At 71.1% G+C, this 23,482-nt stretch carries 19 protein-coding genes and 2 tRNA genes; 18 read left to right on the forward strand and 3 right to left on the reverse strand.

Annotation, left to right across the window (positions count from 1 at the left end; translation table 11 throughout):
* The first annotated feature begins 85 nt into the window (after positions 1-85).
* The 5 genes from D9T14_RS05030 (at position 86) to D9T14_RS05050 (ending at position 2,970) form a co-directional block, all read left to right on the forward strand.
* Positions 86-928, forward strand: a complete 843-nt coding sequence (locus D9T14_RS05030) for a fumarylacetoacetate hydrolase family protein (RefSeq protein ID WP_119161193.1) — start codon at positions 86-88, stop codon at positions 926-928.
* A gap of 89 nt (positions 929-1,017) precedes the next feature.
* On the forward strand, positions 1,018-1,995 hold the full coding sequence (locus D9T14_RS05035; RefSeq protein ID WP_119161194.1) for a CPBP family intramembrane glutamic endopeptidase: 978 nt from the start codon (positions 1,018-1,020) through the stop codon (positions 1,993-1,995).
* A 65-nt stretch (positions 1,996-2,060) separates the two neighbouring features.
* Positions 2,061-2,135 (forward strand) — tRNA-Gln (locus tag D9T14_RS05040).
* Between the two features lie 97 nt (positions 2,136-2,232).
* A tRNA-Glu gene (locus D9T14_RS05045) sits at positions 2,233-2,308 on the forward strand.
* Between the two features lie 92 nt (positions 2,309-2,400).
* Complete coding sequence (locus D9T14_RS05050; protein WP_119161195.1) at positions 2,401-2,970, forward strand: DUF2284 domain-containing protein; 570 nt, start codon at positions 2,401-2,403, stop codon at positions 2,968-2,970.
* A gap of 18 nt (positions 2,971-2,988) precedes the next feature.
* Here D9T14_RS05050 and D9T14_RS05055 read toward each other — a convergent pair whose 3' ends face one another.
* Positions 2,989-3,714, reverse strand: a complete 726-nt coding sequence (locus D9T14_RS05055) for an IclR family transcriptional regulator (RefSeq protein ID WP_119161196.1) — start codon at positions 3,712-3,714, stop codon at positions 2,989-2,991.
* Positions 3,715-3,767: 53 nt separating this feature from the next.
* Here D9T14_RS05055 and leuC point away from each other — a divergent pair, with 53 nt between their 5' ends.
* From leuC to D9T14_RS05105, 10 genes are all read left to right on the forward strand, one after another.
* A complete protein-coding gene (gene leuC / locus D9T14_RS05060; protein WP_119161197.1) occupies positions 3,768-5,168 on the forward strand; it encodes a 3-isopropylmalate dehydratase large subunit in 1,401 nt (466 codons plus the stop codon).
* Positions 5,169-5,183: 15 nt separating this feature from the next.
* On the forward strand, positions 5,184-5,828 hold the full coding sequence (leuD, locus tag D9T14_RS05065) for a 3-isopropylmalate dehydratase small subunit (RefSeq protein WP_119161198.1): 645 nt from the start codon (positions 5,184-5,186) through the stop codon (positions 5,826-5,828).
* A gap of 51 nt (positions 5,829-5,879) precedes the next feature.
* Positions 5,880-6,668: a lysophospholipid acyltransferase family protein gene (locus D9T14_RS05070; RefSeq protein ID WP_119161199.1), complete on the forward strand. Its 789-nt coding sequence runs from the start codon at positions 5,880-5,882 to the stop codon at positions 6,666-6,668.
* A gap of 79 nt (positions 6,669-6,747) precedes the next feature.
* Complete coding sequence (locus tag D9T14_RS05075; protein ID WP_119161200.1) at positions 6,748-7,869, forward strand: D-alanine--D-alanine ligase family protein; 1,122 nt, start codon at positions 6,748-6,750, stop codon at positions 7,867-7,869.
* A gap of 64 nt (positions 7,870-7,933) precedes the next feature.
* The gene (locus tag D9T14_RS05080) at positions 7,934-8,914 is read left to right on the forward strand and encodes a thiamine-phosphate kinase (RefSeq protein ID WP_119161201.1); all 981 of its coding nucleotides are present in this window, start codon (positions 7,934-7,936) and stop codon (positions 8,912-8,914) included.
* Positions 8,915-8,977: 63 nt separating this feature from the next.
* Complete coding sequence (locus tag D9T14_RS05085; protein ID WP_119161202.1) at positions 8,978-11,572, forward strand: DNA translocase FtsK; 2,595 nt, start codon at positions 8,978-8,980, stop codon at positions 11,570-11,572.
* 92 nt (positions 11,573-11,664) lie between these two features.
* The gene (gene rimO / locus D9T14_RS05090) at positions 11,665-13,143 is read left to right on the forward strand and encodes a 30S ribosomal protein S12 methylthiotransferase RimO (protein WP_119161203.1); all 1,479 of its coding nucleotides are present in this window, start codon (positions 11,665-11,667) and stop codon (positions 13,141-13,143) included.
* Complete coding sequence (gene pgsA / locus D9T14_RS05095) at positions 13,140-13,775, forward strand: CDP-diacylglycerol--glycerol-3-phosphate 3-phosphatidyltransferase (protein WP_119161204.1); 636 nt, start codon at positions 13,140-13,142, stop codon at positions 13,773-13,775. Before rimO ends, pgsA begins: the two co-directional genes overlap by 4 nt.
* A 16-nt stretch (positions 13,776-13,791) precedes the next feature.
* Positions 13,792-14,280 (forward strand): CinA family protein, encoded by a 489-nt coding sequence (locus tag D9T14_RS05100; RefSeq protein WP_119161205.1) that lies wholly within the window; start codon positions 13,792-13,794, stop codon positions 14,278-14,280.
* A gap of 142 nt (positions 14,281-14,422) precedes the next feature.
* Positions 14,423-14,722 carry a helix-turn-helix domain-containing protein gene (locus tag D9T14_RS05105; protein WP_119161206.1) on the forward strand — a complete coding sequence of 100 codons (300 nt, stop codon included), beginning with the start codon at positions 14,423-14,425 and terminating at the stop codon, positions 14,720-14,722.
* 95 nt (positions 14,723-14,817) lie between these two features.
* Here D9T14_RS05105 and D9T14_RS05110 read toward each other — a convergent pair whose 3' ends face one another.
* Positions 14,818-19,449: an Lhr family ATP-dependent helicase gene (locus D9T14_RS05110; RefSeq protein ID WP_119161207.1), complete on the reverse strand. Its 4,632-nt coding sequence runs from the start codon at positions 19,447-19,449 to the stop codon at positions 14,818-14,820.
* 44 nt (positions 19,450-19,493) lie between these two features.
* Positions 19,494-19,688, reverse strand: coding sequence for a DUF3046 domain-containing protein (locus tag D9T14_RS05115; protein ID WP_119161208.1), 195 nt, complete (start codon positions 19,686-19,688; stop codon positions 19,494-19,496).
* Positions 19,689-19,897: 209 nt separating this feature from the next.
* Here D9T14_RS05115 and recA point away from each other — a divergent pair, with 209 nt between their 5' ends.
* The 3 genes from recA (at position 19,898) to rny (ending at position 23,418) form a co-directional block, all read left to right on the forward strand.
* Positions 19,898-20,956 carry a recombinase RecA gene (recA, locus tag D9T14_RS05120; protein WP_119161209.1) on the forward strand — a complete coding sequence of 353 codons (1,059 nt, stop codon included), beginning with the start codon at positions 19,898-19,900 and terminating at the stop codon, positions 20,954-20,956.
* Between the two features lie 5 nt (positions 20,957-20,961).
* Positions 20,962-21,492 (forward strand): regulatory protein RecX, encoded by a 531-nt coding sequence (locus D9T14_RS05125; RefSeq protein ID WP_170175724.1) that lies wholly within the window; start codon positions 20,962-20,964, stop codon positions 21,490-21,492.
* A gap of 204 nt (positions 21,493-21,696) precedes the next feature.
* On the forward strand, positions 21,697-23,418 hold the full coding sequence (rny, locus tag D9T14_RS05130; protein ID WP_119161211.1) for a ribonuclease Y: 1,722 nt from the start codon (positions 21,697-21,699) through the stop codon (positions 23,416-23,418).
* Positions 23,419-23,482: the final 64 nt, after the last annotated feature.

Here is a 23,482-nt window from a genome sequence, read left to right on the forward strand (position 1 = left end):
GGGGTCGACGTGGCGGCACGGGTCCCGGGCGGGGGCCGGGTCGCGCGCATGCCCTCGTCATCGGGCCACGGGATAGATTGGGCCCATGCGTATCGCCCGTTTCGCCACGGCCGGGGCGGATCCGGCCTATGGAATCGTTGAACTGGAGGCCGACGGCGGCCAGCACCCGGACACGATCGCCACGATCAGCGGTGACCCGCTCGCCGGCCCCGTCAACTTCACCGGAGCCCGCCACCGGCTCGACGAGGTGCGACTCCTCGCGCCGGTGATCCCGCGCAGCAAGGTCGTGGCGGTGGCCCGCAACTACGCCGAGCACGCCGCGGAACTCGGCAACGAGGTGGACGAGAAGCCCCTGCTCTTCCTCAAGCCGAATACGAGCGTCATCGGTCCCGGTGAACCCATCGTCAAGCCGGTCGAGACCGGTGACCTGCACTACGAGGGCGAGCTCGCGGTCGTCATCGGACGCATCTGCCGCCAGGTCCCGCCGGAACGAGCCGGCGAGGTCATCCTCGGTTTCACCTGCGCCAACGACGTCACCGCGCGTGACATCCAGCGTGCCGAGAGCCAGTGGACGCGAGCCAAGGGATTCGACAGCTTCTGTCCGCTCGGGCCATGGATCGCGGCCCACGTCGACCTGGCCGGTGCAGGGCACCTGAGCATCCGGACGAGCGTCGACGGTCAGCTGCGTCAGGACGGCAACACCGCCGACATGGTCCACCCCATCGCCGAGCTCATCTCGTACGTCTCGGCGTTCACGACCCTGCTGCCCGGTGACGTCATCCTCACCGGTACCCCCGTCGGGGTCGGCCCGATGGAAGCCGGTCAGCAGGTCAGCGTCGAGATCGAGTCGATCGGCACCCTGACCAATCCGGTCATCGATGCCGCCGACGATCACAGCTTCGATCCCGGCGAGCCCGAGGCCCGGTGAGCGGCAGCAGGAGGAGTCGGGGGCGGTCCCACCAGCAGCCCGCGGCCCAGCGGCGCGCCACTCGGCAGGTCCATGGGCGCGGCGGGGCGGTGAACGGCCAGCCGGTGCGCCGGCGTCCCGCGTCCCAGTCCCCGCCCGTCCCCGAGCCCCTCGTCGGCGTCCGGCCCGGTGTCCCCGCCGCCGGTGCCGGCTACACCGAGGTGATGATCGACGGCTCTGCCAGCTGCCGCACCCGGGCCGCACTCGGCCTCATCACGGTGGCGTTCGGTTACCTGGTCGTCACGACGCTGCTCATGTACGCCGGCAGCGCTGTCTCATGGCTCGCCCGCGGGCGCGATGGCTCGTTCTCCGAGGGCTATGCGCGCGTCGCCTCCTACGGGGTCGTCGAGGGCGTGGCCGTCGTCAATCTCGCGCTGGCCGCGGTGACGCTCGTCGTCCTGGCCGTCGCCCGCTGGATCAACGGGCGCGCCCCGGGCTGGCTCTGCTCGGTCCAGGGGTGCCTGCGTCCGGCCCTGCTCGGGATCGGAGTCGTGGTCGGTCTCGTCGTCCTCAACGGGGTCTATCTGCTCAGCCGCATCGGTCGGGAGTGGGACACCGACCCGCCCTCCCGCGCCTGGCTGTGGGTGCTGCTCGTCGTGCTCACCTCACCTCTGCAGGCGGCCGGCGAGGAGTTCCTGTTCCGCGGCTACGTGCAGCAGGCGGTCGGTGCGCTCACCGGGCGCCGCTGGATCGCCGTGGGGGCCAGTGCACTGGTCTTCGCCCTCATGCACGGCACGCAGAACGCGGCCCTGTTCGCCGACCGTCTGGGTTTCGGTCTGGTGGCCGCGGGCATGGTCGTTGCGACCGGGGGGCTGGAGGCCTCGATCGCCGTGCACGCCGCCAACAATGTGAGCAGCTTCTGCTACGCCATCGCCGCCGGCACGCTCACCAAGACCCGCCAGCTCACCGAGACCAGCTGGTCGACGACCGCGTTCAACCTCGTCGCGTACGTGATCAGCGGTGCCCTCATGGTGCTCGTGGCGCGCCTTCTCGCGGTGCGTCGTGCAACGGACCAGACCCTGGTTTGATTCTTGGTGCGTGCATACACTAGAGTTCTGGTCCGTCGCCGACGCGGGGAGACCCGCCGAGTCGATGGGGTATGGGGTAATTGGCAGCCCTACGGATTCTGGTTCCGTCAGTCCAGGTTCGAGTCCTGGTACCCCAGCCAGAGCAGTGTTCTCGGCCCGGCCGGTTTGAGACGCGGCTCTCGGGACGCTAGCCTTTCGGGGGCTGGTGAGGCCCGGTCACAAGTGAACACAGATCCTGGCCCCGTTGTGTAGCGGCCTAGCACGCGGCCCTCTCAAGGCTGAAACGGCGGTTCGAATCCGCTCGGGGCTACCAGGGAACGAGGGGCCGGTCCACTGCGAGCCGGCCCCTCCGCTCGTGCGGAGGCTCCGTTGAACGCCCGATCCGCCGCGGCCTAGCCTGGGTCCATGCTGGACTATGCGGTCCACGACGAGCAGCGCACGATCGGCACGGCGCAGTGCATCGAGCGGTTCGTCGACGTGCCGCGGTTCCTCGAGTACTGCCGCGGGTGCCCGGCCCATGGACGCACCTGGGCCTGCCCGGAGTTCGACTTCGATCCGCTGGGCATCTGGACGAGCCGGCAGTGGTTCCACGTCATCACCCGTACCATCACCTTCGGCGCCGAGCAGCGCGGGCGCCATGTCGACCCCGATGACCTGCGGTCGCAGGTCATCGCCCTGTTCGCCCGGGAGAAACGGCGGCTGCGGCACCGTCTCGTCGTGCTGCGGGCCGGCCATCCCGGGGCGGTGCCCCTGCTGGCCGGATCCTGCGAGCTGTGCGAGCGCTGCACCCGCCTCGACGGGCGGCCCTGCGCCCGCCCAGAGCACCTCATGTACTCGATCGAGTCGATTGGCGGCGACGTCGTGCACCTGGTGCGCGAGCTGTTCGGCATCCAGATGCAATGGAGCGACGGGACACGCCTGCCCGAGGCCTATCACCTGACCGTCGGTCTGCTGAGCGACGAGCCGGTGCTGTGAGCGGACCGCGCCCTGGGATCACTCGTCGCCGTGCGCCCGGCGCAGCACCTCCGACAACCGCTCCCCGGCGGCGATGACGGCCGGCGCGTGCAGGCGGCCGGGCTGGCGGGTGAGACGCTCGATGGGGCCCGAGACCGAGACCGCGGCGATGACCTTGCCCGTGGGGGAACACACGGGAGCGGACACGGAGGCGACGCCGGCCTCACGTTCGCCGACCGACTGGGCCCAGCCGCGGCGGCGCACCGTCGTCAGGGCCATCGCCGAGAAGCTGGCGCTGGGCAGGGTCGCGGCGATGCGCTCCGGCTCGTCCCAGGCGAGCAGCACCTGGGCGGCCGAACCCGCGTTCATCGTCAGCTGGGCGCCGACGGGAATCGTGTCGCGCAGCCCGCTGGGCCGTTCTGCCGCGGCGGCGCAGATGCGGATGTCGCCCTGGCGGCGGTACAGTTGAGCGGACTCACCGGTGATGTCACGCAGTCGGGCGAGGATCGGGCCGGCAGTCGCCAGCAGGCGATCCTCACCGGCTGCCGATGCCAGTTCGACCAGGCGCGGACCCAGGACGAAGCGGCCCTGCAGATCGCGCCCGACGAGACGATGGTGCTCGAGGGCGACGGCCAGTCGGTGAGCGGTTGGCCTGGCCAGGCTCGTGGCCTGGACGAGTTCGGCCAGCGTCATCGGCCCCTGTTCAAGGGCGGAGAGAACCAGAGCCGCCTTGTCAAGAACCCCGACACCACTCGATTTGTCCATGAAGTGAGACTACCATCTCGAATTTTGATATGGCAAGGATTAGGCTGTCCCCCATGGCAAGAACTCTCGTTGAGAAGATCTGGGATGACCACGTGGTCCGGGCGGGCAACGGCGAGCCCGACCTGCTCTACATCGACCTGCACCTCATCCACGAGGTGACCAGCCCGCAGGCGTTCGAGGGTCTTCGTCTTGCCGGCCGCACGGTACGCCGTCCGGACCTGACCATCGGCACCGAGGACCACAACGTCCCCACGATCGACATCCTCAAGCCGATCGCCGACCCGGTCTCCGCCCTCCAGGTGAAGACGCTACGGGAGAACTGCGCCGAGTTCAACGTGCCGCTGCACCGTCTGGGCGATGGGGAACAGGGCATCGTCCACGTCATGGGCCCCAGCCTGGGTCTGACCCAACCGGGCATGACGATCGTCTGCGGCGACTCCCACACCGCCACCCACGGCGCGTTCGGCGCCCTGGCGTTCGGCATCGGCACCAGCGAGGTCGAGCACGTGCTCGCCACCCAGACCCTGCCCCAGGCCCGGCACAAGACCATGGGCGTGTTCATCGACGGCGAGCCGGGCCCCGGTGTCACCCCCAAGGACGTCATCCTCGCCCTCATCGCGCAGGAGGGCACCGGCGGTGGCCAGGGTCACGTCGTCGAGTACCGGGGCGAGGCCATCGAGAAGATGTCGATGGAGGGTCGCATGACGATCTGCAACATGTCGATCGAGTGGGGCGCCAAGGCAGGCCTGGTCGCCCCCGACGAGACCACCTTCGCCTACCTCAAGGGCCGCCCGCACGCCCCCACGGGCGCCGCCTGGGATGAGGCCCTCGAGTACTGGCGGTCGTTGCCCTCCGACCCGGACGCCGTCTACGACAAGGAGGTCCACCTGGACGCCTCCGCGTTGAGCCCCTTCGTCACCTGGGGAACCAATCCCGGTCAGGGCGTCCCCCTGGACGACCGGGTTCCCTTCCCCGAGGACTTCGAGGACGAATCGGCCCGCGCCGCTGCCGCCCGCGCCCTGGAGTACATGGACCTCACGGCGGGCACCCCGATGCGCGACATCGCCGTCGACACGGTCTTCCTGGGCTCGTGCACGAACGGACGCATCGAGGACCTGCGGGCCGCGGCCGAGGTCATCAGGGGACGGAGGATCGCCGACTCGGTTCGCATGCTCGTCGTGCCCGGCTCGGCCGCGGTGCGTCAGCAGGCGATGGAGGAGGGCCTCGACCGGGTCTTCACCGAGGCCGGCGCGGAATGGCGCTTCGCCGGCTGCTCGATGTGCCTGGGCATGAACCCCGACAAGCTGAACCCCGGCCAGCGCAGCGCGTCCACCTCGAACCGCAACTTCGAGGGCCGCCAGGGCAAGGGCGGCCGTACCCACCTGGTGAGCCCGGCGGTCGCCGCGGCGACCGCCGTCGCCGGCCATCTGTCGACCCCGGCGGACCTGGACTGAAGGAGAGCAGCCGACATGGAGAAGTTCACGACGCACACCGGTGTCCCGGTCCCGCTGCGCCGGTCCAATGTGGACACCGACCAGATCATTCCGGCGGTCTACCTCAAGCGCATCCAGCGCACCGGCTTCGAGGACGGCCTGTTCAGCGCATGGCGCGACGATCCCGGCTTCGTCCTCAACCAGCCGGCCTGGAAGAAGGGTTCGATCCTCGTGGCCGGGCCCGACTTCGGCACCGGCAGTTCCCGCGAGCACGCCGTCTGGGCCCTGCAGAACTACGGTTTCCGGGCGGTCATCGGGTCACGCTTCGGGGACATCTTCCGGGGCAACTGCGGCAAGGCCGGGCTGCTGCTGGCCACCGTGCCGCAGGAGGTCGTCGAGGAACTGTGGGCCTTCTGCGAGGACGAACCGGGCCGCCCCCTCACCATCGACCTCCTCGGCCGCACCATCGAGGCCGGTGACGGCTCCTACGGCTTCGACCTGGACGACTACACCCGGCATCGTCTCCTCGAGGGACTCGACGACATCGCCATCACCCTGCAGCACGAGGCGGACATCGCTGCCTACGAGGCACGCCGGCCGCGTTTCAAGCCGACCACGCCGGAACACCTCATCCAGTCGCTCGCCACCGGTCCGTCCGCGCCCGTCGACGTCCGCGGCTGATGCCGGCGGACTGCCAGGGGACCGCACCAGGGGCCTGACACGGTGAGACCAGTGCTGAGTGCCCCGGCCTCCCGCCCCTACCGGGGCAGGCTGGGGCGGGCCAACAACGAGCCCACGACGCGCCTCTTCGCGGCGCTGCCGCCCATGGCCAGTGCGCTGCTGGCACCGGTGTGCCGGCTCCGCTACGCCGGTCAGGAGAACATTCCCGACACCGGGCCCCTCGTCCTGGCGCCCAATCACCTGTGCAGTCTCGACCCCGTGGTCGTCGGGCACTACACCGTCTACGCCGGGCGCTGGCCGCACTTCCTGGCCCGGGCCAATCTCTTCACCGCTCCCGGCGTCGGCGCCCTGCTGCGCGGTATCGAGCAGATCCCGGTCGAACGCGGCTCGGCGCGGGCCGCCCACTCGCTCGTCGCGGCCCGCCAGATGCTCGACGCGGGGCGGGCCGTCGTGGTCTATCCGGAAGGCACCTTCACCTACGATCCGGACGAGTGGCCGATGGCCGGTCACACCGGGGCCGCCAGGCTGGCGCTGGCCACCGGCGCCCCCGTCGTTCCACTCGGGCAGTGGGGCGCGAACTTCATCGTCCCCCCGCGGCACAAGCGCCGGGCGCACCTCATCGGACGCACCGAGGTCACCGTGCGGGCCGGGGCCGCCGTCGACCTGTCCGACCTGGCCGGTCGCGGCGAGCACGATCGTGCGGCGGTCCGTGAGGCCACCGTGCGCATCATGGACGCCATCTGCGCCCAGGTCGAGCTGGTCAGGGGCGAGAAGGCGCCGGCCGGGCGCTGGCATCCCGGCCGCGGCTGCCGGGTGCCGGTCGAACAGGCCGTTCGCTGAGCGGTCAACGGCCCCGAGCCGACGCGGCGTCGCTGCCCGGCCGATAGGCTTGAACCGTCCTGCAGAAGGGAATCCCCCGATGAGTGCTGATGAGCGCATCACGATCGCCGTCGTCTTCGGCGGTCAGTCCAGCGAGCACGAGGTCTCGTGCCTGACGGCCGCCGGCGTGCTCGGCGCGTTCGACCCGTCCCGCTACGAGGTGCACGGTGTCGGCATCGACGCGCAGGGCGTCTGGCATCGCTATGGCGCCGAGGAGATCAGATCCTTCCGTATCGAGGACGGCCGGCTGCCGTCCGTCGACGGTGACCGTCCCCGCGCCATCATGACGCGGGAGCCGGACGGAGTGCACCTGGCCACCCTCGAGGGTGACCGCATGACCGACTCGGTCCGCATCGACGTGGCCTTCCCGGTCATGCACGGCGCCTACTGCGAGGACGGTTGCATCCAGGGCTACTTCGAGATCCTCGGTCTGCGCTACGTCGGCTGCGGCGTCACGAGCAGTGCCAACGGTATGGACAAGGCCTTCATGCGCACTTGTTTCGAGCAGGCCGGGGTGCCGCTCGTGCCGTGGGTGGCGATCACACCCGGCCAGTGGCGGGACGACCGCCAGGGCTGCCTCGACCGCGTGAACACCGCGCTGAGCTATCCCGTCTACGTCAAACCGGCCCGGGGCGGCTCCTCGGTCGGCATCAGCCGGGTCACCGATCCGGCCGGGCTCGCCGCGGCGATCGAGCTGGCACGCGCCGCCGACCCGAAGGTCGTCGTCGAGCAGGGCGTCGTCGGCGCCCGGGAGATCGAGTGCGGCGTGCTCGGCGCCGTCGGCTCGGCGCCCCGCGCCTCGCGCCCCGGCGAGATCGTCATGCACACCGATGACGGCTTCTACGACTTCGACGCCAAGTACCTGCCCGAGGAGCAGGTCGAGCTGCAGGTCCCGGCCGAGTTGCCCGCCGACGTCGCCGAACGCGTCCGGGAGATCGCCGTCGCCTGCTTCGAGGCGCTCGACTGCGAGGGCCTGGCGCGCGTGGACGTGTTCGTCCAGCCGGACGGCCAGGTGCTGGTCAACGAGATCAACACGATGCCCGGCTTCACCCCGTACTCGATGTACCCGAGCATGTGGCGGGCCACCGGCATCGAGTACCCGGCTCTCGTGGACGCGCTCGTCGACCAGGCGCTGGCCCGCCCCGCCTCGGTCCTGCGCTGAGCCCGTTGCGACGTGCGGCGGGTCCATGCGTGAGCCACGGAGACGATCACGCTAGCGTTGACGCATGCCGAGCAGCACATCATCCCATGTCCGCACCGTCGCAGATGTCGGCGAGTTCGGCATCATCGCCGACATCGTCCGGGGTCTGTCGATGCCGCCCGCGGTCGCGGTCGGTCCCGGAGACGACGCGGCCGTCTATCTCATCAACGGCTCGGCGGTGACGAGCACCGACATGCTCGTCGAAGGAGTGCACTTCCGCCGCGACTGGTCCAGCGGCACCGAGATCGGCCGCAAGGCCGCGGCCGTCAACGCCGCCGACCTCGAGGCCATGGGCGCCACCCCGCTCGTCATGACCGTCGGGCTCGGTGTGCCGGGTGACCTTCCCGTCCAGTGGGTCCACGATTTCGCCACCGGCCTGCGGGCCGAGGCCGATGCCGCCGGGCTGACCCTCGTCGGCGGCGACACCACCGGCGCCCGGGACGTCACCATCTGCGTCACCGCCATCGGCCAGACCGCCGGCCGCGAACCAGTCCTGCGCAACGGCGCCCGGCCCGGTGACGTCGTCGCCTACCGGGGCCGTCTCGGCTGGGCCGCGGCGGGTCTGGCGGCGCTCGGGCGCGGTTTCCGCAGCCCCCGCGCCGCCGTCGACTCCCAGCGAGTCCCCCTGGTGCCCTACGGGGCCGGTCGGCAGGCCGCCCTGGCCGGCGCCACCGCGATGCTCGACGTCTCGGACGGCCTCATCGCCGACCTGGGCCACATCGCCGAGGCCTCGGGCGTGCGCATCGACCTGCGATCGGACGCCTTCGAGGTGCCCGATCCGGTCCAGGCCGTCGCCGCGGCGACCGGGAAGGATCCCCTCGGATTCGTCCTGACCGGGGGAGAGGACCATGCGCTCGCCGCGACCTTCCCGCCCGGGACGGTGCCCTCCGAATGGGTCGAGATCGGGCTGGTGCGCGAGGCCGAGGAGAACGGCACGCCCAGGGTGACCGTGGATGGTGGCGCGTGGGTGGCCGACAGCGGCGGCTGGGAGCACTTCAGGTCCTGAGCCCGTGCCGCCGACCGGCGCGTGGGCTGGCAGCTGCCCGGGGCAGCGAGTACCCTGAGCGCCATGGCGAGCCGCGTGTCTTCCCCGTCGCGGTCCGGCGCCCACAACGGCTCGAAGCGTTCCCCGAAGACGACGAGCCGGGCTGCGGGTGCGCGCACTGGCGGGGGCAGTAAGTCCAAGTCCACCCGCGCCAGGTCCTCCAAGGGCAGGGCGCGGAGTACTGCCTCGCGCCCGAACCCGCTGTTCCACGCGCTCGGTGTGGTCTGGTCGGGCATCGCGAGTGCACTCGGCTCCGGGGTGCGCCGGATCGGCCGATCCGCCCGGGACATCGACCCCGCCCTGCGCCGCGACGGTGCAGGACTGGGGCTGCTGGTCCTGGCCATCGTCGTCGCCGCCGAGTTCTGGTTCGGCGTACCCGGCGCGTTCGGCCACGGCATCCGCATCGTCTGCAGCACCATCTTCGGCGCCGTCAGCTTCGCCCTGCCCTTCCTGCTCGGCGCCATGGCGTGGCGCACGCTGCGCGACCCCGAGGCCAACGGCCCCGCCGGACGCCAGGTCGTCGGCTGGACGCTCTTCCTCATGGGCCTGCTGGGCCTGGTCAACATCACCGAGTCGCCGCTGCCCGATCCCTCCGCCGCGGACCGGATGCGCGCCCACGGCGGCATCATCGGCTACATCTCCAGCTCCATGCTCAACCAGCTCATGCCCGCCTGGCTGGCCGGCGTGCTGCTGTTCTTCGTCGCCCTGTTCGGCCTGCTCGTCATCGTCGGCAAGCCGATCTACGAGATCGTCGACCAGCTCCGGGACGCGTTCTCGGGCGCCCAGGACCGCCGCGACAGGGCCATGGCCGCCCGCCAGGAACGCAAGGCCCTCAAGTACGGCGTCGACGAGGCCTACGACACCCCGATCATCGAGGAGCACGGGCCACGGGCCCGCAAGCAGAAGAAGCCCCGGCAGCCCGCCGCCGAGCCCGAGGAGGTCTTCGACGCGGAGGCCTTCGCCGATCCCGGGCCCGCGGCGAAGACCGCCGTCGAGGAACCCGCCACCGAGCCGGAACAGCACTCGCTGCCGCTGCCGGCCGCCGGATCTCGGGATCGTGCCCACAGCGACGAGGACGAGACCGGTCTGCCCGCGCCCGAGCACGCTCAGATGCCCTCGCGCGTCGAGCAGCTGCAGCTGTCCGGCGACGTGCAGTACACGCTGCCCGACCTCGGCCTGCTCAAGCCCGGATCGGCCCCCAGGGCACGGACGGCGGCCTCCGACGAACTCGTCGACGCCCTGCAGTCCGTGTTCGGCGAGTTCGGCATCGACGCCCAGGTGACCGGCTACACGCGCGGCCCGACGGTCACCCAGTACGAGGTGGAGCTCGGTGCCGGTGTCAAGGTCGAGAAGGTCACTGCGCTGCAGCGCAACATCGCCTACGCGGTCGCCTCACCCGACGTGACGATCCTGTCGCCGATCCCCGGCAAATCCGCCATCGGCATCGAGATCCCGAACAAGGACAAGGAGGTCGTCTCGCTCGGCGACGTCCTGCGCAGCCCCCAGGCCCGCAACAGCGACAGGCCGCTCATCGTCGGCCTCGGCAAGGACGTCGAGGGCCGGGTCGTCCTGGCGAACATCGCCAAGATGCCGCACCTGCTCGTCGCGGGCGCCACCGGCTCGGGCAAGTCGAGTTTCGTGAACTCGATGATCACCTCGATCATGGTCCGCGCCACACCCGACGAGGTCCGCATGATCCTCGTCGACCCCAAGCGCGTGGAACTCAACCAGTACGAGGGCATCCCGCACCTGGTCACGCCCATCATCACGAACCCGAAGAAGGCGGCCCAGGCCCTCGAATGGGTCGTGCAGGAGATGGACCACCGCTACGACGACCTGGCCGCCTTCGGATTCCGGCACATCGACGACTTCAACAAGGCGGTGCGCGCCGGCCAGGTGCAGCTGCCGCCCGGCTCCGAGCGGGAACTCGCGCCGTACCCGTACCTGCTCGTGGTCGTCGACGAGCTGAGCGACCTCATGATGGTCGCCCCGCGCGACGTGGAGGAGTCGATCGTCCGGATCACCCAGCTGGCCCGTGCCGCCGGCATCCACCTGGTGCTCGCCACCCAGCGCCCATCGGTCGATGTGGTCACCGGCCTCATCAAGGCCAACATTCCCTCCCGACTGGCCTTCGCCACGAGCTCGGCCACCGATTCACGGGTCATCCTCGACCAGACCGGCGCCGAGCGTCTCGTCGGCCAGGGCGACGGCCTGTTCCTGCCGATGGGCGCGGCCAACCCGAAACGCGTCCAGGGCAGCTGGGTCACCGAGAACGAGGTCCGCGAAATCGTCGAGCACGTCAAGGCGCAGCTGGAACCCCAGTACCGCAACGACGTGACGGTCCCGGCGGCCAGCGAGAAGAAGGTCGCCGAGGACATCGGAGACGACCTCGACCTGGTCCTGGAGGCCTGTCGGCAGGTCGTGGAACTCCAGCTCGGGTCCACCTCGATGCTCCAGCGCAAGCTGCGCATCGGCTTCGCCAAGGCCGGACGCATCATGGACATCCTCGAGACGCGCGGCGTCGTCGGCCCCTCGGAGGGCTCCAAGCCCCGCGACGTGCTCGTCAAACCCGACGACCTCGACGACGTGCTCACCTCCTTGTCGGGCGAGGCGGCCTGAACCGCTCCCCGGGCGCGGCGCCCGTCCCGGGGGCCGGCGAGCCAGAGGGGCGCCTCGCGCGAGTGGGGTGCTGCGGGCGATACTGGGGCATCATGGCCCAGACCACGGTTCACCTCATCAGTCTCGGTTGCGCCCGTAACGACGTGGACTCCGAGGAACTCGCCGCACGTCTCGAGGCGGGCGGGCTCACCCTCGTCGACGATCCCGAGCAGGCCGACGCGCTGATGGTCAACACCTGCGGGTTCATCGAGCAGGCCAAGAAGGACTCCATCGACACGATCCTTGCCGTCGCCGACCACAAGACGGATGGCCGGGCCAAGGCCGTCGTCGCGGTCGGCTGCCTGGCCCAGCGCTACGGCCGCGAGCTGGCCGAGGCCCTCCCCGAGGCCGACGCGGTGCTCGGTTTCGACGACTACACCGTCATCGCCGACCGGTTGCGCAGGCTCCTGGCGGGGGATCGCCTCGAGCCCCCGGAGCCCCGTCAGGACCGACGCCGGCTGCTGCCGATCACCCCCGTCGACCGTCAGCAGGCGGCGGCGTCCCGCAACCCGGTGGAGCCGCCCGAGCACCTGCTCCCGGCGTCGGGGCCGCGGCTACTGCGCCGTCGTCTCGGCGACGAGCCCTGGGCACCGTTGAAGATCGCCTCGGGCTGCGATCGGCGCTGCGCCTTCTGCGCCATCCCGGGGTTCCGCGGTGCCTATCTCTCCCGCGAGCCCGACGAGCTCGTCACCGAGGCCCGCTGGCTCGTCGAGCAGGGGGTGCGCGAGCTCATGCTCGTCTCGGAGAACTCGTCCAGCTACGGCAAGGACCTGGGTGACCGCCGAGCGCTCGAGAAACTGCTGGGCGAGCTGTCGAGGATCGACGGGCTGGAGCGGATCCGGGTCAGCTATCTGCAACCGGCCGAGCTGCGCCCCGGCCTCCTCGACGTGATGCTCGGCACCGACAAGGTCGTGCCCTACTTCGACATCAGTTTCCAGCACGCCGCACCGGCAGTGCTGCGCCGCATGCGCCGCTACGGCGACCCGGAGAGCTTCCTCGACCTCATCGGGCGGATCCGGTCGGGGGCGCCGCAGGCCGGTTTCCGTACCAATGTGATCGTCGGCTTCCCCGGCGAGACCGCCGAGGACATCGGCGTGCTCGCCGATTTCCTGTCCGAGGCCCGCATGGATGTCATCGGGGTCTTCTCCTACTCGGACGAGGAGGGCACCGCGGCCGAGAAACTCGACGGTCACGTCGACGAGGACGAGATCGCCTGCCGGCACCGGCGCATCAGTGACCTGGCCGATGAACTCGTCAACCAGCGCGCCGCCGAACGGATCGGCGAGCGGGTCAGCGTGCTCGTCGAGAGCACCGGCCATGAGTTCGCCGAGGGCCGGGCGGCCCACCAGGGCCCAGAGGTCGACGGCGTCACCACGCTCCGCATCGGCCCCTCCGGTGCGCCAGTTCGTGTCGGTGAGCTCGTTGCGGCTACGGTTGTGGCATCGGACGGCGCCGATTTGGTCGCCGAGCCCGTGGCCGGTTCCGGCACGGGTCTGCACAACGAGCCGGGGCAGGGGGCGCAGCGCGCATGAGCAAGCCTGAGGTGACCGAGTCCGGACCGGACACGACGCTGGCCTTCGCCTGGAACATCCCGAACATCCTGACGATCCTGCGCCTGATCTTCGTGCCGGTCCTGGGGGTCGTGCTGCTGACCCATCCGCACAGCCACCCCTGGCGGGTCTGGGCGACGGTGGTCTTCGTCGTTGCCATCCTCACCGATCTGGCCGACGGCAAGATCGCCCGCAAGTACAACCAGGTCACCAACTTCGGCAAGATCTGGGATTCGGTGGCCGACAAGGCCCTCACCGGAATGGCCTTCGTAGGGTTGTCGATCATCGGTGAACTGGCCTGGCCGATCACCGTCATCATCCTGGCGCGCGAGTGGGGCATCACCCTCATGCGGTTCCGGGTGCTCAAGTACGGCGTCATGGCCGCAAAGAAGGGCGGCAAGCTGAAGACGACCCTGCAGGGCGTCGCGCTGGCCATGTTCCTGGCCTGGGTGCCCGACAGCGTCACCTGGTTCTGGGCGCTGCGCTGGTTCGTCATGTGGGCGGCCTTCGCGCTCACCGTGCTGACCGGCATCGACTACGTCTTCGATGCCTACCGGCTGCGCCGTGACGCCATCCGGGCCGGCCATCCCATCGACTACAGCGCTCGGCACTGACAGCGGGCGTGACCCGATGAGCGATCTGGACGAGCCCACCCGCGCGGCCGCCGAGCAGCTGCTCGAGCTCTGCCGGCGCCGTGGTCTGGGGCTGGCCACCTGCGAGTCCATCACGGGGGGTGGCATCGGGTGGGCGCTGACCAGCGTGCCCGGTGCCTCCGACGTCTTCCGCGGGGGACTGATCACCTACGCCAGCGAGCTCAAGACGCTCCTGGCCGGCGTCGATGCCGGGTTCATCGCCGGGCACGGCGTCATCAACGAACGCACCGCCCTCGAGATGGCCTGCGGTGCGGCGCGGGCCTGCGGGGCGGACGTGGCCATCTCGGCCACCGGCACCGCCGGGCCGTCCGGTCAGGACGGAACCGCCCCGGGAACCGTGTGGATCGGCATCCGCACCCCGGCCGGTACGCGAGCGCACCGGCTGGTGCTGGGCGGCGGGCGCGCCAGGATCAGGCGGGCCGCCGTCCGGCGGGCCCTGCAACTGGCCGCCGGGGCACTCGCATAGCACCCGGGCCTCACCCGGAGCGCACTGGGGTCATGCGATGTTCGCTGAGCGGGAATGAATCGGAGCAGGAGGGCGTTAAACCGGACGTGACCATTGGAGTGGCTGCCACGAGGGTGGCTCCGCGGGCCTGAGGGGAGACACTGTGAAACCGCTGCTGGTACGTGAACTGCTTGGCGAGGCTCTTCGTGAACACCGTATGGGCCAAGGGCGCACCCTGCGTGACGTCTCGCTGTCCGCCCGCGTGAGCCTCGGCTATCTCTCCGAGGTCGAGCGTGGCCAGAAGGAGGCCTCGAGCGAGCTGCTCTTCTCGATCTGCGAGGCCCTTCACGTACCGATGTCCGAGATCTTCCGCCGCGTCAGCGAGAAGCTGCTCGTCGCCGAGATCGAGAACGGCGAGGACCTCGGCGCCCAGCGCAACCGCCAGGTGCCGGCCGCGCTGTGAACGGTGCGGCCGATCCGCTGCGCCATGCCTGAGCCAGGGGCCGCCGACCGAATGATCGGTCGGCGGCCCCTGGCGTGCTCCGGCCCGGGGACTGTTCAGCCCGGTGCCGAACGCCGGCGCCGGTAACCCCGCGGGGTCATCACGAAACCCGCGCTCTCGAGGGCGCCGCGCAGCTCCCCGGCCTCAAGGGCACCACGGCCGTCGATGCGGTCGATCGTCACCTGTGCGAGACGCCCGGCGTCGACCAGTTCGCCGACCAGTGACAGGGCGCGGCCGATCGCCTCCGGCCCGGTGCCGTCGAAGGTGACGAGCGTGTGGACCCCGCGTTCCAGGTAGACGACCGGGGCCCCGTCGTCGAGGACGACGAGCGCTCCGGCCTTCCGGGACGGGCGGTGGGCGTTCGTCCCGGGCCACTCGAGACCCGCGCCGTAGGGATTCGCCGGATCGCAGGCGGCGAGCAGCCGCATCGGGGCCGTCGGGGCACGACGCAGTTCGTCGACCGCCCCCGGCACCGCGAACTGGGCGCCGCCCAGCCCCTCGACGAAGTAGCCGCGGCGCACCGCACCGGACTCCTCGAGGGTGCTGAGCACCCGGTAGACCTGCGAGAAGGTGCTCGTGGCGGGCTCGGTCAGGGCACTGCCCCTGGTGAGGACGCCATAGCGGGCCAGCTCGGTGTCGATGTGCTCGAGAAGGGCCTGGGGGGTGCGTCCGGTGGTCGCCACCCGTGACCAGCGGGCCCCCGGCACGGGCGCCGTGGCCCGCGCCGGGCGCGGCCTCATGAGCCGGCGCCGCGGTGCGGCCGGCCTGGGGCGCCTGACCGTGCCGCGGGTGCTGAGCTCACGCAGCGGCCCGAAACCGTCCGAGGTGGCCAGGCCGGCCCAGACGAGTTCCCAGAGGGCGTCCTGGACAGCGGCGAGGCTCGTGTCCGCGTCGGTGAAATCGGCGCTGCGCCATGCCCCGCCGGCATCGAGGCGGCTGAGCACGCGACCGGCCAGCGCGCTGAGCCCGGCGCGCCCGTCCTGCTCGGTGGGGGACAGATCGGCCGGCCACAGGCACACCCAGCCGTCGTTCGTGCCGATGGCGCCCGCGCCGCTCCAGGTCACCTGCCCCGAGCCTAGGAGCTGGTCGAGCAGGGCCGGCCGATAGCCGGGGACGCGGGCGGGCAGGACGACGGTCTCGAGCATCGAGACCGGGATCCGGTAGCCGGCCAGGGCGTCGACCGCGGTGAGCAGCAGCTGGACCGACTCGGCGTCCCCGCCCGGAGCCTCGCCCGGGCCGGGCAGCTGCTGCCAGGAGTCGAGAAAACGGGCGAACTGACGCTGCTCGACGGGTTCGACCTGGGCGCGGAGCCCGGCCAGGGTGCGTCGTTTGAGCACGGTCAGGACATTGTGGTGGACGTACTGCGGCCCCTCCCCGGTCAGGGCCCCCAGCCCGCCGTCACCCGGCTCCAGGACCGTTCCGGCCACCAGGGTGCCGTCATCACTGAGACGGGTCATCACCCGCGCCGCCGTCGCCTCGGACAGGCCGTAGCGGCGGGCGAACGAGGCCGCCGTGACGGCGGCGTGCCGCCGGGCCCAGCGGACTGCCAGGTCGGCGAGCGCCTGCGGGCCCTCCCGTACCTCGCCGGCCCCGATGCCGGCGGGCACGGGCACGCCCAGGGCGTCACGCAACAGCCCCGCATCGGTGTCGACGCAGTACATGGGCGTGCCGTCGATACGTACCAGAGCCAGCCGATGCGCGCCGACCAGCTCGTCGATCCACGGTTCCGGATCGGTCAGGCTGCGGGCCGCGCACTCGGCGAGGGTGAACGGCCCGGCCGTGCGGATCTGCTCCCACAGCTGCTCGGCGTCCGAGGCCCGGCGCTCGGCGGCGAGGTACTGCAGCTGCGCCTCGTAGGCCGCAGCGACGTCCTCGTCGATGAGCTCAGCGACACCCTCGCGCCCCAGGAGCTCCGCGAGCATGCCGGTGTCGAGGCTGAGGGCGGCGAGGCGCCGCTCGGCCAGCGGCTGGTCGCTGTCGTACACGAACTCACCGACGTAGCCGAAGAGCATGTGGCGTGCGAAGGGCGAGGCCTGGGCCGTCTCGACGTCGACCAGGCGCACCCGTCGGGCCGCGACGGCGTCCATCAGCTGCACCAGCGCCGGCAGGTCGAAGGCGTCCTGCAGGCACTCGCGCATCGCCTCGACGACGATGGGGAACTCGCGGTAGCCGGCCGCCACGGCCAGCAGCTGTGCCGCCTTGTGCCGCTGCTGCCACAGCGGCGAACGCCGGCCGGGGCTCCTGCGCGGCAGGAGCAGGGCGCGGGCAGCGCACTCGCGGAACCGGGCGGCGAACAGGGCCGAGCCGAAGACCTGCTCGGTGACGACGGACTCGACGTCCCCGGCCCCGATCACCAGCAGGGAGGAGTCGGGCGGTGCCGAATCGACGTCGGGCAGCTGGATGATGATGCCGTCGTTCGTCGCGTTCACGTGCGTCTCGACGCCGTAGCGGTCGGCGAGCCCGGCCCGGATCGCGAGCGCCCACGGCGCGAGGACGCTCATGCCCAGCGCGCTGTGCACGCACAGGCGCCAGTCGCCGATCTCGTCGCGGAACCGTTCGACGACGATCGTGCGGTCGTCCGGCAGGACGCCGGTGGCCTCGCGCTGCTCGTCGAGGTAGGTCATGAGATTGCTGCTGGCGTTCGGGTCGAGGCCGCCGGCCCCGAGCCGGGCGAGGGCCGCGGCGCGCTCGGCGGAACCGAGCTCGCGGATGCGCGCCCCGATCGCCCGACCCAGCTCGGCCGAGCGCGACAGCGAGTCGCCGTGCCAGAAGGGGAGCCGGCCGGGCCGGCCCGGCGCGGGCGTGACGATGACCTGCGAGGGGGTGATCTCCTCGATGCGCCAGCTGCTCGTGCCGAGGGTGAAGACGTCCCCCACACGGGACTCGAAGACCATCTCCTCGTCGAGCTCGCCGACCCGGCGGCCCGGCACGTGCCGGCCGGAGGCGTTCTCGGTGCCCATGAGGAAGACGCCGTACAGGCCGCGGTCGGGGATCGTGCCGCCGCTGGTTGTGACGAGCCGTTTCGCGCCTGGCAGGGCCTCCACCGAGCCGCTCAGCCGGTCCCAGTGGACGCGCGGGCGCAGCTCGGCGAAGTCCTCGCTCGGGTACTGGCCGGCGAGCATGTCGAGGACCGAGTCGAACGCCGAGCGGGGCAGGGCGGTGTACGGCCGGGCCCTGCGCACGAGGGCGTACAGCTCGTCGGCCGTCACCGGCCCGGCCAGGCAGGCGGAGACGATCTGCTGGGCGAGCACGTCGAGCGGATTGCGCAGGGCCGGGGTCTGTTCGATGAGGCCGGCGTCCATGCGTTCGGCGACGACGGTGCACTGCAGCACATCGCCGCGCGAGGTGGGGAACATCATGCCCTGCGAGACCGCACCGACCCGGTGGCCTGCGCGGCCGATGCGCTGCAGACCGCTGGAGACCGACGGGGGCGCCTGCACCTGGATGACGAGGTCGACGGCGCCCATGTCGATGCCCAGCTCCAGCGAGCTGGTGGCCACGACGCAGGCCAGTCGCCCGGCCTTGAGGTCATCCTCGATCTGGGCCCGGCGCGTCTTGCTGATCGAACCGTGGTGGGCGCAGGCGATGACCGGGACCCGGGTGTCGTCCATGCCCTTCGAGACGGCCGAGGCGATCATCAGCTGGGCCGGCGGCTCGACGTCCTCGTCGGGCACCCCGAGATCGGCCGCGTGCAGCTCGTTGAGATGGGCCGTGAGCCGTTCGGCGCTCTGGCGTGAGTTGACGAAGCAGATGGTGGAGCGGTGCGCGTGCACCAGGTCGAGGATCCGCCGTTCGATCGGCGGCCACATCGACTGACGCACCGTCCCGGCCCCCTGGTCCCCGGCGGGCTTCTCGACCCGCAGCTGCGTCATGTCCTCGACCGGCACCTCGATGCGCAGCTCACGGGCCTTGGCGGCCGGGGGGTCGATGATCTGCACGGGGCGGTCGCCGCCCAGGAACTGCGCGACCCGCTCGGGCGGGCGGACGGTGGCCGACAGGCCGATGCGCTGGAAGTCGCCGTTGCGCTGCATCGCCGACAGGCGCTCCAGGCTCAGCGCCAGGTGCGCGCCGCGCTTGGTACCGGCCAACGAGTGGATCTCGTCGACGATCACCGTGTCGAGGCCGCGCAGGGTGCCCGCCGCCTTGCCCGACAGCATGAGGAAGAGGGACTCGGGCGTGGTGATGAGGATCTGCGGGGGATGGGCGATGAGCCCCCGGCGGTCCTTGGCGGGCGTGTCACCGGAGCGGACCGCGACCGAGACCTCGGGCGCGGGCAGGCCGAGCCGCTCGGCCGTCGTCGCGATGCCGCGCAGCGGCGCGGCGAGATTGCGCTCGACGTCGACGGCGAGGGCCTTCAGCGGTGAGACGTAGAGCACGCGGACGCCCCGGCCGGCGGCCGGCGCGTCGTCGAGGCCACCGGGTCGTGCGCCCGCCTCGTCGACGGGCGCCGCAATGCGCTGCCTGGCCGACGCCTCCCTGGAGAGACGGTCGAGGCTGTGCAGGAAGGCGGCGAGCGTCTTGCCCGAACCGGTGGGCGCGATGACGAGTGCGTGCGCCCCCGAGCCGATGGCGGCCCATGCGGCGGCCTGGGCCCTGGTGGGGGCCTCGAAGACGGAACCGAACCAGGCGCGCGTGGCGGGGCCGAACCCGGCGAGGGGTCCGGCCGGCGTGGCTTCTGGTTCCGTCATGGCACAAGTCTTGCGCGCGGCACCGACAGTTCTCGTAGGGGGAGCTACCTCTCCCGTTCCGGCAGCTCGAGGAAGGCCCACACCGCGCGCCACACCGTCTTGAACGGGACACCGGCCGCCAGGGCCTCACTGGCGGTACGGTTGTCGAGGTCGGTGAGCACGGTCTGGTCGGCCCACACCCGGGCGTAGTCCGCCCCCAGGTGGCGCACCATCCGCCGCCAGAACTCGGTCTCACGCACGCGGCCAGCCTAGCCCGACGAGAGCGACGGCCGGACGCTGGTCTTCGAACGGGTGTTCGTATAGAGTGTGTGTGGACGATCTACCTGCCCGCGAGCCCCGGCTGTCCACAGCCCGGGGTGCAGCGGAGAATTGTCGGACCCCGTCCCTACAGTCACAGGCGTCGAGAGAACCCGTCGGCTCGCCCCGACGTGAGGAGAGGAAGACAGACATGGCCGTTGCAGACCGGCAGAAGGCACTCGAGGCCGCGCTCGCGCAGATCGAGAAGGCCCACGGCAAGGGTTCCGTCATGCGTCTGGGGGACCAGGGGGCCCAGCAGATGGAGAGCATCCCCACCGGCTCGGTGGCGCTCGACATCGCGCTGGGCATCGGTGGGCTCCCGCGCGGCCGGATCGTCGAGATCTACGGCCCCGAGTCCAGCGGCAAGACGACGGTCGCCCTGCACGCGATCGCCAGCGCTCAGGCCGAGGGCGGCATCTGCGCCTTCATCGACGCGGAGCACGCTCTCGACCCCACCTATGCCCATGCCCTCGGCGTCGACACCGATGCGCTGCTCGTCAGCCAGCCCGACAACGGCGAGCAGGCTCTCGAGATCGCCGACACCCTGGTCCGTTCGGGTGCGCTGGCACTGATCGTCGTCGACTCCGTCGCAGCCCTGACCCCACGTGCCGAGATCGAGGGCGAGATGGGTGACAGCCACGTCGGCCTGCAGGCCCGGCTGATGAGTCAGGCCCTCCGCAAGATGACCGGTGCCCTCAAGAACGCCAATACGACAGCCATCTTCATCAACCAGCTGCGCGAGAAGATCGGCGTCATGTTCGGCAATCCCGAGACCACCACCGGCGGGCGTGCCCTGAAGTTCTACGCCTCGGTCCGCCTCGACGTGCGCCGCATCGAGTCCCTCAAGGACGGCGGCGAGGTCGTCGGCAACCGCACCCGCGTCAAGGTCGTCAAGAACAAGGTCGCGCCGCCGTTCAAGCGTGCCGAGTTCGACATCCTCTACGGCAAGGGCATCAGCCGCGAGGGCAGCCTGCTCGACATGGGCGTGGACGCCGGCATCATCCGCAAGGCGGGGGCCTGGTTCACCTATGGCAGCGATCAGCTCGGTCAGGGCAAGGAGAACGCCCGCACCTTCCTCATCGCCCATCCCGAGGTCGCCGACGAGATCGATGGCAGGATCCGCGTCGCACTGGGGCTGGCCCCCGATCCCGACGTGCCCGAGAACGTCGACCCCGAGACCGGTGAGCTGCGCGAGCCGGCGGAGGGCTGAGCGCGGTGACCGGCGGCCCTGTTCCGCAGCGGAGCGACGACCCCGATCGTGACGAGGCCGACGCCGATCCGGTCGAGATCGCCCGGGAGATCGCCCTGCGCCGCCTTGAGCAGCGCGACTACTCACGAGGCGAACTCAGCGAGTACCTGGTGAGGCGGCGCGGCTGTGACCAGGGCGTTGCCGATGAACTGCTCGACCGTCTCGAGGCCGTTGGTCTCGTGGACGACCGGCGTTTCGCCCTCGCCTGGGCGCAGTCGCGCCGTCGCTCCCGCAAACTGTCCCTCAGCGCCATCGCCCGGGAACTGCAGGCCAAGCGCGTCAGCGCTGAGATCATCGCAGAGACACTCTCCGCCAGTGACCAGGACGGCGAGGCCGAGACCGCGCTGGCCCTGGCCCGCTCGAAGGCCCGCGCCATGAGAGGGCTGGACCGCCCGATCGCGTACCGGCGGCTCGCTGCCGCCCTGGCCCGCAGGGGTTACGCCCCCTCGGTCTCCTTCGATGCCGTCGACCGGGCGCTCGCAGAGCTGGACGACTGAGGAGCCCGGCCGAGCTCCTTGACCGCCGTGCGTCATGGAACCGCCGACGAGCTGACGGGAACGAGGTCCCGGGCGAGCATCATGGACATGACCCCCCGCACCCGGCGGCCCCTCGGCGCGCCGGTTACCGGGACGGGGCTATCCTGCCTGCCGTGATGGGCGGGCGGCGGGCCCGCAGGACAACGACTCCTCAGTGAGGCGAAGATGACGTCAGCGATTCTCATCGTGCTCGCGCTGCTCGTCGCCGTCCTGGGAATCCTTCTCGTGCGGACGCTGGGCGTTCTCCGGTCGGGCCCGGGCGACGAACAGGCGTCACAGGGGCCCGGACGGGACACCGGTGGTGGCCGGGCCGATTCCGGGCCCGAACCGCAGGCGGGTGAACTGGCCGAGCGGCTCAGGGCGCTCGAGACCCGGGCCGCGGAGCTGGAGGCCCTGCGCCGCGAGACCGAGGCGGCCCGCGCCCGTGCCGACCAGGCCGAACGGGAACTCCGGGACAGGCTCGCCGAGCTGTCGGAGCGGGAACGATCGGTCATGGAACTCAGCGGCAGGGCCCAGGGGGCCAAGGACGAGGCCGAACAGCTCAAGGCCGAGATCAGCCGGCTGAGCTCGGAGCTGGCCGCCCGCGAGGAGACGCTCCGGGAACGGGGCCGCCGTCTCGACGAGCGGGAGAACCAGCTAGGGGCAGAACGCGCCACCGCGCAGTCCCGCGCCGACCGGCTCGACGCCAGGCAGGAGCAGCTCGAACGGGACAGGAGTGCCCTGGAGACCGAGCGTGAGTCCATCACCGCCGAGCTCGAACGGGTCAGCGGCCTCAGCGCTGCGCAGGCACGGGCAGAACTGATCGCCCAGGCCGAGCAGGCCGCCCGCCGCACGGCTGCCCTCCGGGCCCGGCGCATCGAGGCCGACGCCCAGGCCGACGCGGACCGGATCGCCCGCGGCATCATCACCACGACCATCCAGCGCATCGCCTCCGAGGTCACCAGCGGTGCCGTCGTCACGACCGTCGAGGTGCCCAACGACGAGATGAAGGGTCGCATCATCGGCCGTGAGGGGCGCAACATCCGCGCCTTCGAACAGATCACCGGCGTCAACGTCATGGTCGACGACACCCCCGGTTCGGTGCTGCTCAGCTGCTTCGACCCGGTCCGCCGCGAGATCGCCCGGGTCACCATGGCCGAGCTCATCGCCGACGGCCGCATTCACCCGGCGCGCATCGAGGAGGTCCACGGGCGCTGCACCGAACAGGTCATGGCCGGATGCCGTCGGCTGGGGGAGCAGGCCTGCCTCGACCTGGGGTTCGCAGACATCGACCCCGATCTCCACCCGACGATCGGTGCCCTGCGCTACCGCACCAGTTACGGACAGAACGTCCTGGACCACATGCTCGAGTGCGGCCGGATCGCCGGTTCCATCGCGGCCGAACTCGGGCTGGACGTCGACAGCTGCAAGCGCGCGGCCTTCCTGCACGACATCGGCAAGGCCGTCGTCACCGACGGGGCGGGTTCGCACGCCCTCGAGGGCGCTGACCTGCTGCGCCGTCACGGCGAGTCGGATGCGGTCGTCAACGCCGTCGGCTCCCACCACCAGGAGATCGAGCCGGACTGCGTCGAGGCCGTCATCGCCCAGACCGCCGACGCCATCTCCGGGTCACGGCCCGGCGCGCGCCGCGAGAGCCTGGAGGCATATGTCCAGCGCCTCGAGCGTCTGGAGGAGATCGCCGGTTCCCACGAGGGCGTCGACAAGGTCTTCGCCATGCAGGCGGGGCGGGAGGTCCGCGTCATGGTCCTGCCCGAGACCGTCGACGAGGCCGGGAGCATCGAACTCGCCGAGACCATCGCGCACGAGGTCGAGGAGGAACTGACCTACCCCGGCACCATCAGGATCACCGTGGTGAGGGAGACCCGGGCGACCCGGCTCGCCCACTGATGCCTCGCTGTCCCCGGGCCGGCCGCCCCACACGACCGCGGCCCGGCGTGTCGGAGGGAACATT

Source organism: Propionibacterium australiense, from assembly GCF_003666605.1.
Taxonomy (GTDB): Bacteria; Actinomycetota; Actinomycetes; order Propionibacteriales; family Propionibacteriaceae; genus Propionibacterium; species Propionibacterium australiense.